The organism is Acidithiobacillus sp. (assembly GCF_023255755.1).
Lineage (GTDB): Bacteria > Pseudomonadota > Gammaproteobacteria > Acidithiobacillales > Acidithiobacillaceae > Acidithiobacillus.
In genome coordinates this window covers 1-16,330 of the sequence record NZ_JAGDVS010000086.1, presented here as the reverse complement: position 1 = coordinate 16,330, position 16,330 = coordinate 1, and the positions used below count along the sequence as shown (strand labels likewise).

17 protein-coding genes are annotated in these 16,330 nt (G+C 58.5%); 3 read left to right on the top strand and 14 right to left on the bottom strand.

Translation table 11 applies throughout. The features are described from left to right. Positions 1 to 3 precede the first annotated feature (3 nt). The 11 genes from acpS to rpoE form a co-directional block, all read right to left on the bottom strand. On the bottom strand, positions 4 to 396 hold the full coding sequence (gene acpS / locus Q0C48_RS05825) for a holo-ACP synthase (protein WP_291522407.1): 393 nt from the start codon (positions 394 to 396) through the stop codon (positions 4 to 6). Then, entirely contained in the window at positions 393 to 1,118 is a 726-nt protein-coding gene (gene pdxJ, locus Q0C48_RS05820; RefSeq protein WP_291522405.1) for a pyridoxine 5'-phosphate synthase, read from the bottom strand. Before pdxJ ends, acpS begins: the two co-directional genes overlap by 4 nt. Next, positions 1,115 to 1,882 carry a DNA repair protein RecO gene (gene recO / locus Q0C48_RS05815; RefSeq protein ID WP_291522403.1) on the bottom strand — a complete coding sequence of 256 codons (768 nt, stop codon included), beginning with the start codon at positions 1,880 to 1,882 and terminating at the stop codon, positions 1,115 to 1,117. Before recO ends, pdxJ begins: the two co-directional genes overlap by 4 nt. Further along, on the bottom strand, positions 1,872 to 2,777 hold the full coding sequence (era, locus tag Q0C48_RS05810) for a GTPase Era (RefSeq protein WP_291522401.1): 906 nt from the start codon (positions 2,775 to 2,777) through the stop codon (positions 1,872 to 1,874). Before era ends, recO begins: the two co-directional genes overlap by 11 nt. 4 nt (positions 2,778 to 2,781) lie before the next feature. Then, complete coding sequence (gene rnc / locus Q0C48_RS05805) at positions 2,782 to 3,462, bottom strand: ribonuclease III (protein ID WP_291522399.1); 681 nt, start codon at positions 3,460 to 3,462, stop codon at positions 2,782 to 2,784. Between the two features lie 65 nt (positions 3,463 to 3,527). Next, positions 3,528 to 3,962, bottom strand: a complete 435-nt coding sequence (locus tag Q0C48_RS05800; protein ID WP_291522397.1) for a DUF4845 domain-containing protein — start codon at positions 3,960 to 3,962, stop codon at positions 3,528 to 3,530. An 81-nt stretch (positions 3,963 to 4,043) separates the two neighbouring features. Continuing rightward, a complete protein-coding gene (gene lepB, locus Q0C48_RS05795) occupies positions 4,044 to 4,835 on the bottom strand; it encodes a signal peptidase I (protein ID WP_291522395.1) in 792 nt (263 codons plus the stop codon). Between the two features lie 66 nt (positions 4,836 to 4,901). Beyond that, a complete protein-coding gene (gene lepA / locus Q0C48_RS05790; protein WP_291522392.1) occupies positions 4,902 to 6,704 on the bottom strand; it encodes a translation elongation factor 4 in 1,803 nt (600 codons plus the stop codon). 105 nt (positions 6,705 to 6,809) lie between these two features. Next, complete coding sequence (locus tag Q0C48_RS05785; protein ID WP_291522390.1) at positions 6,810 to 8,291, bottom strand: DegQ family serine endoprotease; 1,482 nt, start codon at positions 8,289 to 8,291, stop codon at positions 6,810 to 6,812. A gap of 135 nt (positions 8,292 to 8,426) precedes the next feature. Beyond that, positions 8,427 to 9,092 carry a sigma-E factor negative regulatory protein gene (locus Q0C48_RS05780; RefSeq protein WP_291522389.1) on the bottom strand — a complete coding sequence of 222 codons (666 nt, stop codon included), beginning with the start codon at positions 9,090 to 9,092 and terminating at the stop codon, positions 8,427 to 8,429. After that, entirely contained in the window at positions 9,089 to 9,703 is a 615-nt protein-coding gene (rpoE, locus tag Q0C48_RS05775; protein WP_366937022.1) for an RNA polymerase sigma factor RpoE, read from the bottom strand. The genes Q0C48_RS05780 and rpoE overlap by 4 nt, the downstream gene beginning before the upstream one ends. Positions 9,704 to 9,836: 133 nt before the next feature. On the opposite strand from rpoE, the gene nadB reads away from it, so the two are divergent. Further along, the gene (gene nadB / locus Q0C48_RS05770) at positions 9,837 to 11,426 is read left to right on the top strand and encodes an L-aspartate oxidase (protein ID WP_291522384.1); all 1,590 of its coding nucleotides are present in this window, start codon (positions 9,837 to 9,839) and stop codon (positions 11,424 to 11,426) included. Here nadB and Q0C48_RS05765 read toward each other — a convergent pair. After that, positions 11,371 to 11,901, bottom strand: coding sequence for a hypothetical protein (locus tag Q0C48_RS05765; RefSeq protein ID WP_291522382.1), 531 nt, complete (start codon positions 11,899 to 11,901; stop codon positions 11,371 to 11,373). The two genes, nadB and Q0C48_RS05765, sit on opposite strands and share 56 nt — an antisense overlap. Here Q0C48_RS05765 and Q0C48_RS05760 point away from each other — a divergent pair. Further along, on the top strand, positions 11,885 to 12,850 hold the full coding sequence (locus tag Q0C48_RS05760; RefSeq protein ID WP_291522380.1) for a folate-binding protein: 966 nt from the start codon (positions 11,885 to 11,887) through the stop codon (positions 12,848 to 12,850). The two genes, Q0C48_RS05765 and Q0C48_RS05760, sit on opposite strands and share 17 nt — an antisense overlap. Positions 12,851 to 12,853: 3 nt before the next feature. Beyond that, complete coding sequence (locus Q0C48_RS05755; protein ID WP_291522378.1) at positions 12,854 to 13,201, top strand: hypothetical protein; 348 nt, start codon at positions 12,854 to 12,856, stop codon at positions 13,199 to 13,201. Here the strand turns inward: Q0C48_RS05755 and cydC are convergent. After that, positions 13,198 to 14,955, bottom strand: a complete 1,758-nt coding sequence (gene cydC, locus Q0C48_RS05750; protein ID WP_291522375.1) for a thiol reductant ABC exporter subunit CydC — start codon at positions 14,953 to 14,955, stop codon at positions 13,198 to 13,200. The two genes, Q0C48_RS05755 and cydC, sit on opposite strands and share 4 nt — an antisense overlap. Then, positions 14,948 to 16,330, bottom strand: a 1,383-nt coding sequence (gene cydD / locus Q0C48_RS05745) for a thiol reductant ABC exporter subunit CydD (protein WP_291522373.1), incomplete at its 5' end; no start/stop codon positions are given. The genes cydD and cydC, both read right to left, overlap by 8 nt.

The window sequence follows — 16,330 nt, the reverse complement described above, 5'->3', positions numbered from 1 at the left end:
CGCCTACTGCTCCCTTTGTTCCAGCACCACGACCGCCAGGGCATAGCGGCGTTCATCGCTGATGGACAGCCAACTGCGCACACCATCGCCAAGCCCCCGTAAGAGCTGCTGCGCGCGGCCGCCCAGCACCAGTTGCGGACGCCCGGCCGGGTCGTGGCCCACCTGCACATCCATCCAGCGCATTCCATCACTCATGCCGCTGCCTAGGGCTTTAAACGTTGCTTCCTTAGCCGCGAAGCGCCGAGCCAGGAAAGCGGCGCCGGCGACAGCCTCCCTCGGCATTTCCGCAGCCTCCAAAGGCCCCAGCAGACGCTCGGCCAAACGCCCCCCGAAGCGGGCATGGAGACGGGCCATCCGCTCTACAGCGACAATATCGGTCCCCATACCCACAATCATCCCCGGGCCTCCAGCATGAGGCGTTTCATATCCGCCACCGCCGTCGCCATACCAACAAACAGTGCGTGGGCAACGATGGCATGGCCGATATTCAACTCGCGGATATGGGGAATCGCTGCCACTGCCTGCACATTGTGGTAGTCGAGACCATGCCCGGCATTCACCTGCAGGCCGAGGCTATCGGCAAAGCTTACCGCACTGGTGATCAGGCCCAGTTCTTCTGCACGCGCCGCCGCATCAGCGGCATTGGCATAGCGGCCCGTATGCAGCTCGACCACGGGCGCTCCGGTTTCCATCGCCGCCTCTAACTGAAAGGGATCAGGGTCAATGAACAACGACACCCGGATCCTGGCAGCGGCCAGACGCTGACAAACCTCTTTGATACGCGGCAACTGTCCGGCCACGTCAAGTCCGCCTTCGGTGGTCAGCTCCGCCCGACGTTCCGGCACCAAACAGCAATCACTGGGGGCCAGACGTTCTGCCACGCGCAGGGCGCCTTCTTCTACCGCCATTTCCAGATTGAGGCGGGTACGCAGGGTCTGGCTGAGAATTTCCACATCCCGTTCCAGGATATGCCGACGATCCTCACGCAAATGCGTGGTAATGGCATCAGCGCCGGCGCGCTCCGCCACAAAGGCCGCCTCCACCGGGTCCGGATAACGGGTGCCGCGCGCCTGCCGCAACGTGGCAACGTGATCAATATTCACCCCCAAAGCAATCATTCGCCGTGCTCCTCTCTCCGTATCGTCGACGTGGGCTGTGTTCTGCGCAAGTATGCCGCAAGGAGGCGGCGGCTCTCCAGTGGGCGCCCGCCCAGATGGACTTGTAACTCCTGCTCCAAACAGCGCCGCAAAGAGGGCCCCAAGCCTCCCGCATTTCGTGTCTGCATCGCCCCCCGCAACCAACCCAAAGCAGCCGCCTCTAAGGTCACTACCGCGGCATCCGGTGCATGTGCCGGACAGAATACCCCGCGTGCTGCCTGGTAAAACCAATGTTCTGAAAGTGCAGGATCAAGAGATCGACCACACTCCGCGCAGCGTTCCAGGTCGGGTGCCCAACCCAGGTTTTCCAGCAGGCGCCGCTCGAAGCGCCGCAAATACCAACCCTCACCGGGTTCACCGCGTAATACCCTGATCGTTTCTTCATACACCGGAAAGAGCGCAGGAAAGGGGTCGCCACGCTGCGTGAGTCTTAATAGCAGTTCGTTGATATAAAAAAGACTGAGGCCTTGCAGGGCATCCAGTGGCAGCGCCGGCCCAAGCTCTTCCGCCTGCGCCAGCACCGGTAACTCACCCCGCCCCAGCCAACGCACCCATAAGGGGCGCCCCGCCTCAATCCGCGCCAGCGGAGAGCGGGCGCGCCGGGCACCTTTGGCCAATACCCCCAGCCGACCTTGTGTCTGCGTAAACAGTTCGACTACCAGACTGGTATCCCCGTAAGGGTAGCGATGCAAGACCCAGGCGCGATCACCGGCCTCAGTCGTCATACCCCAGCTCGCGCAGGATATTGCGGTCTTCCGACCACTGTTCCTTTTGCTTGACCCACAAGCCCAACCAGACCCGCTCTTCGGTCAACCGCTGCAACGCCTCCCGCGCCCGGCTGCCAATCACCCGCAACCGGCTGCCGCCGTCACCTAAAATAATGGCTTTCTGCCCCGGTCGTCGACAATAAATAGTCGCCTCGATGCGCTGCTGACCGCCTTCCACCTGATAGCTTTCAATGACAACCGCTGTATCGTAGGGCAGTTCGGCACCCAGTTGCCGGAATATTTGCTCGCGGATGATTTCTGCCGCCATAAACCGCAGGTTGCGATCAGTGACCTGATCCTCCGGGAAAGACGCCGGTGCCGGCGGTAACAAGGGCACCAGCACGTCGGCCAGACGCTCCACATCAGCCGCCTTGCGCGCCGACAGCGGTATGACCGCCGCGAATTCTCCACGCTCCGCCAACGTTTGCAAATAGGGAAACAGCCGCGCCTTGGCCGTCACCCGATCCACTTTGTTGACCACAGCCACCAGCGGAATACCGACCCGCTGTAACCAGCGCAAGGCCTCCGCATCATCATGGGTCCAGAGCAGTGCTTCTACCACCAGCACGCCCAGATCCGCAGACTCCAGCGCACCTCGGGTAGCCCGCAGCAGATGCCGGTTCAGACTGCGATAACCGCTATGCACGCCCGGCGTATCCAGAAACAGCAGTTGCCCATCGGGTCGGCTGAGAATCCCGAGAATCTGATCACGCGTTGTCTGCGGCCGCGGCGCAGTGATGCTGATTTTCTGCCCAACCAGATGGTTCAGTAGGGTAGATTTACCGACGTTAGGGCGCCCGAGCAGCGCCACATGCCCGCTGCGATACCCTTCGTCAGGAACAACAACATCCATAACATCATCCACGCACGGCCCCCTGCAGTTGTGCCAGCATCAGCGCCGCGGCCTGCTGTTCTGCTTTCCGCCGACTGCCATCCTCCGCTTCGGTAGCTTCGGCGCCCGGCACACTACAACGCGCCACAAAACGTCGCTCATGGGCCTGTCCTTTTTCTTCCACCATCGTATAGATGGGAAGAGGACGTCCCTGCCCCTGCAGGAATTCCTGCAACTGCGTTTTGGGATCACGCAACTCTTCACCACCCAGATGATCGGTCATCAGGGGTTCAACCAGTTGCGCGACAATACTTTCTGCCGCCGCAAAGCCGCCATCAAGAAAGGCCGCGCCAATCACCGCCTCCAGAGCATCGGCACGGATGGAGTCGCGCCGCGCGCCGCCGCTGCGTATTTCTCCGGGACCGAGGATCAGGGAATCGGCCAGGGCGATCTTTCCGGCAATCTCCGCCAGGGTTTCCTCACGAACAAGCCGCGCCCGCATCCGCGACAGGTCCCCTTCACTTACCTTGGGAAAGCGGGCAAAGAGCTTCGCTGCCACTACAAAATTCAACGCCGCGTCACCCAGAAACTCCAGCCGTTCATTATGCTGGGCACCCGCACTCCGATGCGTCAGCGCCTGCAATAGCAAGGATTGCTCACGAAAATGATAGCCGACCGACTGTTGCAGCCCTTCTAAGACACCCATAAATGCAGACTCAGTAATCCAAAAGTGTGAAAGGAAAAATTATATCATAGATGGAAAAGCCTTTTTCAATGTCCTACGGCTTCAAAATGAAGCAGCAGACTGATATTGGCTATCAAAGGCACAATCTTGTCATAACTGATGGTAATCAACGCCGGTCCGATACCACTTTTCTCGATCTGGATGTCCTTCTGCGGGATATTGATCATGGCCACCCCTAGTCTACTGTTCAGGTTATGGCGAATTTGTGATGCAGACTCTTCCGGCCCAGACTGTTGTGCCTGCTGGCTAACGATATTCTTCAAAGACCAGTAATCATAGTAGGACGGCATCACCTTCACCACAAAGGCGACAAGAAACACGAGGATCAACAGCCAGAAAATCACACCGATGAACGAGACGCCTGCCTCCCCGGAATGCCGGGGCATTATGGATCGCGTGCCTTGGGCACGCGGGCCAAAGGCTTTCTTTATGATCAGGGTATTTAGAATCGATTTGCGCATTCCGAGCCCTCCTGGAGCCTGGATTCATCTGTACCTCTTATTTAGTCCTGAATAATGATTTTGCAAGTGCGGCACGCAAATTCAGGATGCCCCATCTAATGAACGACCAATCTGCTTCCAGCGGATAGACCAGTCCTCGGCATTCCAGGAGAACCACACAAACATCGCCTTCCCGACGATATTGCGCTCTGGCACCACGCCCCAGAAACGGCTGTCATTACTATTATCCCGGTCATCGCCCATCATAAAATAGGAATGGGGCGGCACCTTGTATGGCCCGAAATTCATCTGGGCTTCCGGCGTATCAAATTCGATAATATGGAACTTGTGACCCCCGAGCTCCTGCTCATATTCTTTGGTGGGAATCACCATGCCTTCGGCGCCCTGCCCCTCGGGCTTATAATTAAAGGTTCTGATAAATTTTTGTGGCACCAGTTTGTTGTTGATGTAGAGTGCATCTCCCTTCACCTCAATCGTGTCGCCCGGCAGGCCGATGACCCGCTTGATGTAGTCGACACGCGGATTTTTGGGATAACGGAACACCATGACATCACCAGCCTCTACCGGGCTGCCCTGGGTAATGGGTGTGTGAATCAAGGGTAGCCGCAATCCCCATTGGAATTTGTTGACCAACACAAAGTCCCCCACCCGCAAGGTCGGAATCATGGACCCGGAGGGTATCTGAAAGGGCTCAAACAAAAAGGCGCGGATCAGAAAAACGATAAGCAATACCGGAAAAAAACTCCGGGCATACTCGACAACAACGGACTCTCTGGCTTCGGCAGGCCGCTTCTTTCGCAAAAACAGGAGATCCACCAGCCAGATCAGGCCGGAAAGCACAACCGCCAGAAACAACCCCAGGGTAAAATCCATCAGTACCTATCCTTCACTCTGTGCATAACCAAAATCAGCCTCCACATAATTTCCGCAGAGCGCGTTTTATCTCTTGTCACTTTTCAGCACTGCCAGAAAAGCTTCCTGAGGAATCTCCACATGACCGATCTGCTTCATGCGTTTTTTGCCCTCTTTCTGCTTCTCCAGCAATTTACGTTTGCGCGAAATGTCACCGCCATAACACTTGGCCAGCACATTCTTGCGCATGGCTTTGACCGACTCCCGGGCGATGACTTTGGCCCCTATGGCGGCCTGAATAGCCACCTCGAACATCTGCCGGGGAATCAGATCACGTAAACGGGCCACCAGTTCCCGTCCGCGCCGTTCGGACACATCGCGGTGCACAATCCAGGACAGCGCATCCAGCTTTTCACCATTGATGAGGATGTCCATTTTCACCAGCGGCCCGCTCTCGAAACGCGCAAATTCATAATCCATGGAGGCGTAGCCCCGACTCACCGATTTGAGACGGTCAAAAAAATCTAGGACGACTTCGTTGTGCGGCAACTCATAGCGCAGCATCACCTGTCCGCCGGTGAACTGCATATTCTTTTGCCGCCCGCGCCGCTCTTCGCAGAGGGCAATCACCGGCCCAAGATAGCTTTCTGGCACCAGGATATTGGCCGTAATCACCGTCTCGCGAATATCCGCAATTTTTTGTGCCGGCGGCAACTCGGCAGGGTTGGAAATTTTCAGCACCTGCCCATCCGTAGTAACCACCTCATAGATCACGGTAGGTGCGGTACTGATCAGCTCAAGCTGATACTCGCGTTCCAGGCGCTCCTGCACGATTTCCATGTGCAACAGTCCTAAAAATCCGCAACGGAAACCAAAACCCAGGGCTTGTGAAGTCTCTGGCTCAAACTGCAATGCCGCATCATTCAGCCGCAATTTCTGCAGCGCCTCGCGAAAATTTTCATAGTCCGCCGAGTCCACGGGATAAAGCCCGGTGAACACCTGCGGCTGCACCTCGCGAAAACCCGGCAGCGGCGCACTTGCGGGGCGGTCCTGCTCCGTCAGCGTGTCCCCCACCCGGGCGCCTTCAATGGTCCGCACGCCTGCAATGACAAAACCCACCGCACCGGTCTCCAGAGCCGGAACAGTCAGGGATTTTGGGGTAAAAACACCAACCTTTTCGACCACATAAGATTTCTGTCCCGCCATCGTCAGGATACGCTGGCCCGGACGGACCGAACCATTCATCACCCGCACCAAAACCACGGTCCCCAGGTAATTATCGAACCAGGAGTCGATGATGAGGGCTTGTAACGGTGCGTCCGGATCGCCTTGGGGCGGCGGGATACGCTCCACCACCCGCTCCAGAATCTCTCGAATACCGATGCCCTCTTTGGCACTGGCCTCTACGGCGTCGTCAGCGGGCAGCCCGACAATTTCTTCAATCTCCCGGCGCACCCGCTCCGGATCGGCAGCCGGCAAATCAATCTTGTTCAGGACGGGTAGAATCTCCAGATCGTGTTCGAGCGCCGTATAACAGTTGGCCACACTTTGCGCCTCCACGCCCTGCGAAGCATCCACGACCAGCAAAGCCCCCTCACAGGCGGCCAGAGAACGGCTGACCTCGTAAGAAAAATCCACATGGCCCGGCGTATCAATGAGATTGAATTGGTACTCCTGCCCATCTGCGGCACGAAACTGCAAGCGCACACTCTGTGCCTTGATGGTGATTCCACGTTCCCGTTCGATGTCCATGGTATCCAGCACCTGGCTGGACATTTCCCGCTCGGTCAGCGCCCCGCAAAGACGGATAAACTGATCCGCCAGCGTGGATTTGCCGTGATCCACATGGGCGATAATAGAAAAATTACGAATATGTTGCTGTTCAGTCATATGACCTATCAATTCATGGGCGCCTGGCGGCCATTACCGCCGCGTCAGACACCATAACAAAAAGGGCTGGTATAAACACCCAGCCCTTCGCGGCTATCACCTGCATCAATGCGGCAGCGAAAGTACCAGATAAAAACTCCCTTCACCGCGCCGCACCAGCACCGGTATCGGCTGACCTGCCGGCAACACCGCCACCAGCTTCTGCAAATCGGCAGCATTGGCAATCTGCTGTTGTGCTACCTGCAGAATCACATCGCCGGGACGAATGCCAGCTTCCGCTGCCGGACCTACACCAACGCCGAGGACGAGAACGCCGGTATTCACATTCAGTTGCTTACGTGCTTCCGCCGTCAGCGGACCCACCTGCACGTTCAGTCGTTTAATTTCGCCCTTCTGCGCCGGGCTGCCGGGCGCGGTGGATTCCGCTGCATTCTCCAGATTACCGGGCAGACTCTCTACCACGATGTTGAGGGTCATGGCTTTGCCATCACGGATGACACCCAACTTCGCCTTGAAGCCCGCGGGTAATGCCCCCACCAGCGGCGGCAACTGACCCGAGTTGTAGATAGGTTGGCCACCAAAGGAAACGATGACATCCCCTGGTCGTAGCCCTGCCTTGGCGGCCGGACCATCAGGTACCACCTGCGACACCAGCGCACCTATCGGCTCCTTCATGTGGAAGGACCTCGCAAGATCCATGCTGACGTCCTGAATCATGACCCCGAGCCAGCCAAAATGCACTTTTTGATGTAACTTTAACTGCTTGGCGGCATCCATAGCGACATTAATGGGGATGGAAAAAGACAACCCCATGTAGCCGCCACTACTGGTATAAATCTGGTCGTTGATACCGATCACCTGACCACGCATGTTGAAGAGCGGGCCACCGGAGTTGCCGGGGTTAATCGGCACATCCGTTTGAATAAACGGGATATAAGGGTCATCCGGCAAAGGTCGCGAGGTCGCACTGACCACACCCTGGGTCACGCTGTTCTCAAAGCCAAAGGGCGATCCTACTGCCAGTACCCATTGCCCGACCTCCAGCTTGCTGGAATCACCAATTTGTACCGTTGGCAGATTTTTCGCATCGATTTTAAGCAACGCAACGTCCATGCGCGTCGATAACCCCACCAGGTGGGCCGTGTATTGATGGTGATTGGTGAGGCTGACAATGATCTTCTGGGCACCCTTCACCACATGCGCCGCCGTCACAATATAACCATCGGGACTGACGATAAATCCGGAACCCAAAGACTGCACCTGGTATTTCTGACCGGCTCCGGGCGCTCCCTGAGGGCCACCCGGCTGCCCTGGCGCGCCAAAGAAGGGCGCGAAAAACTGATTCAGGGGAGAGTTCGGCGGGAATGGCGAGCCCGTATTGCGCGCCACCCTGGTCTCTGTCGTGCTGATGTTCACCACGGCAGGTCCATACTGTTTGACGATGGGCGTAAAATCAGGCAAACCTACCAAAGCCTGACCGTTGGCACCGACATCCGCCCAAGCAGGCGCCACCGTCCCTATGCTCAGTCCCAAACCTACACAAAGCGCCACTGCAAGGCGCTGTCTACCCAGCACGCGATTTTTCAAGAAACCCCCTCCCAACCATCCAATTTATTACTCAATCTAAGACCGTGTCTATCATCTCGGTATCTGCTGTACTTAGCAACAGTCGCCGCCTCTCGCGACTATGCGCTCCGGCGTTCATTTTAACTGACGCCGATTCTAGGGATTACCTGCAGGAAAAGCCATGGAAGCTGCGCTGATACCCGCCGCAGGCGTATAGGCCGTACTCTCCAGACCAGACTGACCCGAACCATAGGCGGAGGAAACTTGCGAAGAGACAAAGTAGTTACCACTGCCGGGCACCCAGAGCCGTTGAATATCTCTCTGGATAAGTATATCTGTGCCGGAGGGGCGCGGCGTAAAGCCGGCTACGGGACGCAGATGGAATTCGTCACTGCGGGACGAAAAGCCCCTCAGCATGGCCGTCTGTGCATAATGACCGGACCCGCTGCCGGCGGCGGGTTGATCTGACACGATGTTATGCGGCAAGACGCCCACCAGAGTTACTGACACCACCAACACCGCAGCAACGGAACCCGCCTTAATCCAGAAATTCCCGGAAATACCCCGCCGCTGCGCGTTCTGCGGGGCCAGGATACTGGGTTCGCTCACAATCGTCCAGGCAACCCGGTCTGCAAAATCAGCCGACGCTAACTGGACCCCTTTCCGGTCATTTTGCAGAAGAAAGGAGATGCGATACTGAGACTCCCAGGCCTCCCTCAATCCGCGCTCACTTTGTAACCGTGCGGCTAAGCGGTTGGCGCGCAATCCGGTCAGCTCGCCTTCCATGAACGCCATCAGTTCTTTTTGCGTTTCATCGTTCATGACTTTTCCTGCTCTAACAAAGGGGCCAAAACCTTGGCAATCGCTTCACGCGCCCGAAAGATCCGGGACCTCACCGTTCCCACCGGACACTCCATGATCTGGGCAATTTCGTCGTAACTCAAGCCTTCAAACTCCCGCAAGGTCACCGCCATGCGCAAATCTTCCGGCAACGCCGTCAGTGCCGTATCGATATGTTCTGCCAATTCCTTACTGAGCAACAGCCCTTCTGGGGTATCGTACTCCCTTAGTCCATCGGCACTGGCAAATTGTTCCGCATCTTCTGTTTCTGCATCCACAATAGAAACTTGGCGGCCCTGGGCTACGAGATGATTTTTTGCCGTATTGACGGCAATGCGGTACAGCCAGGTATAGAAAGCGCTGTCGCCGCGGAAATTGGCGAGCGCACGATAGGCTTTGACAAAAGCTTCCTGGGCCACATCTTCAGCCTCCTCGGGCGTGCGTACGAAACGTCCGACTAGGGAAATCACCTTGTGTTGGTATTTGCGTACCAGGAGATCAAATGCCCCCTTCTCTCCCTTTTGCACGCGCTGGACGAGGAGCAGGTCACTGGGTGCGCCATGCTCCTGACCACCCGCCGTGCTGCGTCCCATAATCTTACCCATTCGGCCTTTTCCTTCCCTTTGTTCTTTAGGTGCCGTTCTTCACCTTATCAGACTGCCATCGTATCATGACCCCTCCCAATTCTCGCAACGCTTGCGCCCGACACATCTCCCAGGACAGCAAATGCCTTTTTTCGACTTTCTCATTATCGGCTCCGGCGCCGCCGGACTCAGCACCGCCCTGGGTCTCAGCCGCCTTGGCCAGGTAGGCATTGTGAGCAAAGGACGGGCGGAGGATTCCGCCAGCGACTGGGCGCAGGGTGGCATCGCCGCGGTCATGGATATGGACCACGACAGCATTGCCCTACACATCGAGGATACGCTGGGAGCCGGTGCCGGACTATGTCACCCGGAGGCAGTCCGGCAAATTATTGGCCGCGGCCCGGAGGCGGCGCATCAATTAATTGACTGGGGAGTGCCCTTTGATCGCCAGCCGGACGGAAACTGGCATCTCACCCGTGAGGGCGGACACCAGGCGCGCCGGGTACTGCACAGCGCTGACACTACGGGCCACGCCATCGAGAGTACCTTGCTGCGAAGGGCTCTGGCCGAGCCTGCCGTACAGATAGCTGAAGAACACTACGCCAGCGATCTTTGGCTCAGCGCGGGCCGTTGCGCGGGCGCCTGGGTACTCGCTCCCGGAGACGACCGTCCGGAGTTGTGGACGGCACGGGCGGTAATTCTCGCCAGTGGCGGGGCGGGTCAATTGTATCTGCACACCAGTAATCCACTGGTGGCCACCGGGGACGGCATCGCACTCGCCTATCGGGCAGGTGCGGAAATCGCCAATCTGGAGTTCATCCAGTTTCATCCCACTACGCTCTACCAGCCGGGTAGTGCACCTTTTTTGCTTTCTGAGGCCTTACGCGGTGAGGGAGCGCTCTTACGACTGCCGGACGGCAGTACTTTTCTGGAACATTATGACCTCCGTGCCGAGCTGGCACCGCGGGATATTGTCGCGCGTGCGATTGATGCGGAGATGAAGCAGCATCACCTCGCCTATGTCACTCTAGACATCAGCGCGCAGCCCGGCACCCTGGTGCAGCAGCATTTTCCGGCTATTTTCGCGCACTGCCGGGCACAGGGCTATGACCTGACACGAGAGCCGATTCCGGTGGTCCCTGCCGCCCACTATACCTGCGGCGGTGTAGTCGTAGATGCGGCGGGACGCAGCACCATCCCGGGACTCTATGCGGCGGGCGAAGTCAGCTCCACCGGGCTGCACGGCGCCAATCGTCTCGCCAGCAATTCGCTGCTGGAATGTGTGGTGGGTGCGGCAGCGATCGTCGCGGATCTGGAAGGACAGTCGCACCTGCCAGACAGGCCTCGTCAGTTGCCCGTGCCGTCGCCAAGGCAGGTGAAAACCGTTGTGTGCGCCACAGAGATCACCACCCTGCGGCAGATATTGCAAGCCGGTATGTGGCAAGCGGCAGGCATCATCCGCAATGATCAGAACCTGCGGGCGGCCAGCGCGCGTTGGAATGAACTGGCTACGCGCATCGGCGATGCCCTGTGCGGGCCGCGGTCCTATCAGGAGCTGCGTAATCTGCGCCAATGCGCGGAAATCCTCACCCGTTCCGCGCTGTTACGCGAAGAATCCCGCGGCTGTCATTTCAATAGTGACCACCCGCAATGCAGGGATGTGGCAGCGGACAGTATCAGCCAGCGGGATCAGCAGGGTCCGGTGCTGCGTTCCATTCCTGGCGCAGCCTGAGCCGCCAGCGCCGCCACAGATCATCGTCTGTCGTGAAGAGGCCGATCAGCACATGGCGGCGACCATCGCTACCCTGTAGGGGAATCACCCCCAGACGCGGGTGCAGAAACGGGCGATCGCGAGGCTGAATATGCACCACGCTGCCATCATCCATTTGTACCTGCAGGTCGCTCTCTATGCCGATCAGGATCGCCTCCGGCACGGCCTGGCCGACGCGCTGACGCAAAGGACAGCGCCAGACGATCCACGCCAGCAGCACGGCAAGCAGTGCTAAACCCCAACGCCAGTCATGGACCATCGTAAAACCCGCGCAGAGCAAAGCCAGTGCACAGGGAACACTCTGTAGCCAGCGCTGTCGCCGGGCGCTGCCGAAGGAAAGAATCGGCAAGACTTTGTCGCAGTCATCCAGGAGGGTATGATCGGAGCCATGCTGTTTCAGCAACTGGGAGTCGAATCGCATGTCTTCAGCCGTCATTACCTTTACCCCCCTGCATACGGAACTGGGTCTGATTCACGCCTACGGTGTGGATGCCGAAAAGTTTTTACAAGGGCAATTCTCTAACGATCTGCATGCCCTGGCCAGTGGTCACGGCCAGTGGAGCAGCTACAGTACGGCTAAAGGGCGCATGATCGCCAATTTTTACGTGCAGCGCGACGGCGATGGCTTTTGGTTGAGTCTGGCCGCCGATATGGCCGACATAGTCATCGAGCGCCTGCGCAAGTTCCGGATGATGGCCAAGCTGGAGATTGAGCGGGGGGAACCGGAATCCGCATTACTAGCCGTCTACGGCAGCGGTGCGGGTGGCCTGCTCGACCACACCTTCAACATAGCATTGCCGGAAGCCGGCAACAGCGGCGTGGTCGACGACGACAGGATCATTACCCGCCTGCCCTGGGTGGATAAAGAAGCCTTTCTGATCATTTTGCCCGCATCCCGTGTCGAAGCGCTCAGCACAGAGTTGGCGGCGGCTGGCGCGCGGGCCGGATCTGCGGAGGATTGGCGATTGCAGGCCATTCACGCTGGCATCGGCATGATCAGCAGCGCCACCACAGAAAAAATCATTCCCCAGGAGCTGAATCTGGAGGTATTGGGCGGCATCAATTTCAAGAAGGGCTGCTACCCAGGACAAGAGATCGTCGCCCGCTCCCACTATCTCGGCAAGCTCAAGAACCAGACTTATCGGATCGCGGCGCCGGCGCCGCTGCGGGCGGGTGAAGAAGTCTTCTGCACCAGCATGGGTGAACAGAGCATTGGCATCGTCATCAATGCGGCACCGGATCCTCAGGATGGCTTTGCAGCGCTGGCCGTTGTACGCGCCGCTAACGCCGGGGAAGCCCTGATGGCCGGGGTGCCGGACGGTACGCCTTTGAGCTTAGGGAAACTTCCCTACCCCCTGCCCCTGGACGTCGCCAGGGAAGGATAATCCATGTGGGGTCTGGTGGCAGGCATTGTCAGTTATCCGGTATTTGCCTGGTATAGCAAGCGTTACCTGGATGAGCAGGGACTGGAACGCGGTTTTACCCGCATGACACTGGTGTTTATGGTGGCCACCCTACTCTCTTCGGCGCTCGGTTACGGGGTGTCGTGGGTGACCAGTACGCCGCAGAGTCGCAGCAGTCAGGCCCGATTGCAAAAAGCGAGCACAGTGGTGCTGGATGACGACTTAAAGTGCGCGCAGGACCCCGCCGGCGCCGCCTGCCAGTCCAGTGTGCAGCAGGCTAAGGCCCTGGAGCAAAAACTGCTGTCCGGCCTCAGCGGCGATCGGCAAAATTAGCGGGACACTACAGTGGCTTGGCGGAATGTGGCGAAATGGCTGAGCTGTCCGCCCCGCTGTAAAAGCTCTCCATAGGTCCCCGACTCCACAATCCGCCCCTCGTCGAGAAGGTGAACGCAATCCATGTGCTCCAGACCCACCAAACGATGGGTAATATACAGGACGGTGCGCCCTTCCATGATCTGGCGCAGATCTTTGAGGAATTCCATCTCCGTCACCGGATCGAGCCCTTCGGTCGCCTCATCCAGAATCAGCCAGGGGGCATCCTTAAGAATCGCCCGGGCGATGGCCACCCGCCGACCCTGACCGCCGGAGAGCTTCACGCCCCCTTCGCCGACAATGGTATCCAGACCCTGAGGCTGACTACGCACGAACTCCGCAAGCTGCGCCGTGGCCAGTGCGGACCAAAGCTCATCCTCTTCCGCCTCGCCCTTGGCCACCAGCAGGTTGTCGCGAATCGTACTGTGGAAGAGATAGGAACGCTGGGATACTACCGCGAAATATTCGCGCAGATTGTCTGCCGGGAAATCCCGCAACTCATGGCCACCCAAACACGCGCTGCCCGACTGATAGTCGTAGAAACGCAGCAGCAGGTTGGCGAGACTGCTTTTGCCAGCTCCCGTCACCCCCAGTACCGCAACCCGTGCGCCCGCCGGGATGCTGAGGTCTACGCCGGCCAGGGCATCGCATTGGGCATCAGGATAGCGCAGGTGCAGGCTCTTGAGCTCCAGATCCGGCCGGTCCACCTGCGGTGCGGGTCCCGATGCATCAGGGAAAGGCAGGGGCGTATCCGCCACCGCAAAAATACGGCGTGCGGCCGCACGGGTCTGCCCCAAAAACTGAAAGGCCAGTGGCAGGGCCGCAATGGCCTCGAAAGACCCCATCACGCCCAGGGCAAAGAGGGGCAAGTCTGAACGACCCAAAGCCCCGTCGTGGACCAACGGAATCGCCAGCACCACAATGACCCAGACCGCCAGATTGCCCATGAACCCCATACTGGCGCTGCCGAAACCGGCGATCTGCGCCATACGCGCCTGCCGCCGAAGTAGCGCATCGTTGAGCATACCCGTACGCCGCAGTATCTCCGGTCCGGCGTTATAGGTCAGCAGCTCACCCATACCCTGCATACCATCCACCACTTGTACCCGGTAATCTGACTGAATGGTGGTCATCTCCGCGCCACTGCGCGCGCCCAGCCGCTCGGTGAGCAGCGGCAGAAGCAGGCCGGTCACGGCGAGGAAGAGAAAGAGCGCAATGGCCAGTTGCCAGGAGAAAAAAGCGAAGACGCCCGCCATCACCAGCGTCGCGACTCCGGCCACCAGGAAAGGGGTGAAGACACGCAGGTAAAAATTGTTCAGGGTGTCGATATCGGCGACGATGCGCGAGAGGATGTCGCCGGAACGATAGCCTTGCAAGCCGGCAGGTGCGAGCGGCTCCAGTCGGGTATAGAACCAGGTGCGTAGTTGTGCCAGCAGACGAAACGTCGCTTCATGGGTGACAATGCGTTCCAGCCAGCGCGAGATAACCCTGGTCGTCGCAAAAGCGCGCACCCCGGCGGCTGGCAGGAAAAAGTTATACAAATTCAGAGTGGCATAACCGCCCAGACCGGCCAGCGCGGCACTCGCCAGAAACCAGCCGGAGAGGGCCAGCAGGCCGAAGTTAGAAAGAATGGTCAGCAAGGCCAGGAAGGCCCCCCCCAGCATCCAGAACTTGAAGGATCCGAACAGTTTCAGCAGACGGTAAAGATCACGCACGGTCCCCCCGATAGGCTGCTACGAGCCTTGCATAGACGCCACCGGTGGCCAAAAGTTCGCCGTGAGTACCGGCTTCGACCACTTTCCCGGCATCCATGACCAGGATGTAATCAGCGCGCTCTGCCGTCGCCAGACGGTGGGCAATGACGATGGCCGTTCGTCCCTGGACGAGTCGCTGCATGGCATCCAGGACCAGTGACTCGTTTTCCATATCCAGGTTAGCCGTGGCCTCATCCAGAATGAAGAGCGGCGGATTTTTGACAAAGGCACGGGCCAAGGCGACCCGCTGAATCTGACCGCCGGAAAGGCCCTGCCCCAAGTCGCCCACGGGGGTATCAAAACCTTGCGGCAAGGCATCAATGAATTCCAGCGCATGGGCGTTCTTCGCTGCCTCTCGCAGGGTGGCCATATCCGCATCAGGACGGCCGATGCGGATATTTTCGGCGATGGTACCGTGGAACAGGCGTGGATTTTGCGGTACCCAGGCCAGTTGCCGCCACCAGCTCTCCCGCTCCAGGGCACGCAAAGGAATCTGGCCATTGATCAGGATTTCTCCGGAATCCGGTTGCACAAAGCCGAGTAAGGCATTGGCCAGGGTGCTCTTACCCGCACCACTGGCGCCGACCAGCGCGGTAACCTTGCCCGCCGGAAAATCGGCGTTCACGCCGGCCAGCGCTATCCTGCCTTCCTCATAGGAGAAATGCAGGTCGCGCACCGCGAGGCTGATAGCCTGTGTACCGGCGTAAGCCACTGGCCGCCGCTCCTGCTCCGGTAGCGGCATGTCGAGAATTTCGAAGATGCGTTTGGCGGCGGCAATGGCGCCCATCCGCGCATGATAATAGGTGGCAAGGCCACGCAGCGGGTTAAAATACTCCGGCGCCAGCAAAAGAATGAAGAACGCGGTGTAAAAAGTGACCGAGGAATGGACTTCCAACAGGCGCGCACCCAGCGAGACGGCCACCAATGCAATAGACAGGCTCGCAAAAAATTCCAGCACCGCCGAAGTGAGGAAGGCCACCCGTAACCCGGCCATCGTCGTGCGCCGATAATCGTCAGAAATGCGCGCAACGATCTCCATCTCGTCCTTGGCGCGACCGAAAATTTTTAGCGTGGTCAGGCCCTGTACCACGTCCAGAAAATGGGCACTCATCAACAGCATCTTGCGCCACTGGCGCTGATTGATGGCCTCCGCCTGGTAACCCACCAGCACCATAAAGAAGGGTACCAACGGCCCGGCGATGAGAAGAATCAATCCGCTGATCCAGTCTGCAGGGAAGACAAACACGAGAATAGCCAGCGGTATGAGGCTGACCAAAGCCATTTGCGGCAGGTAGCGCGAAAAATAGGGCTCCAGCGCCTCCACGCCTTCAATCAT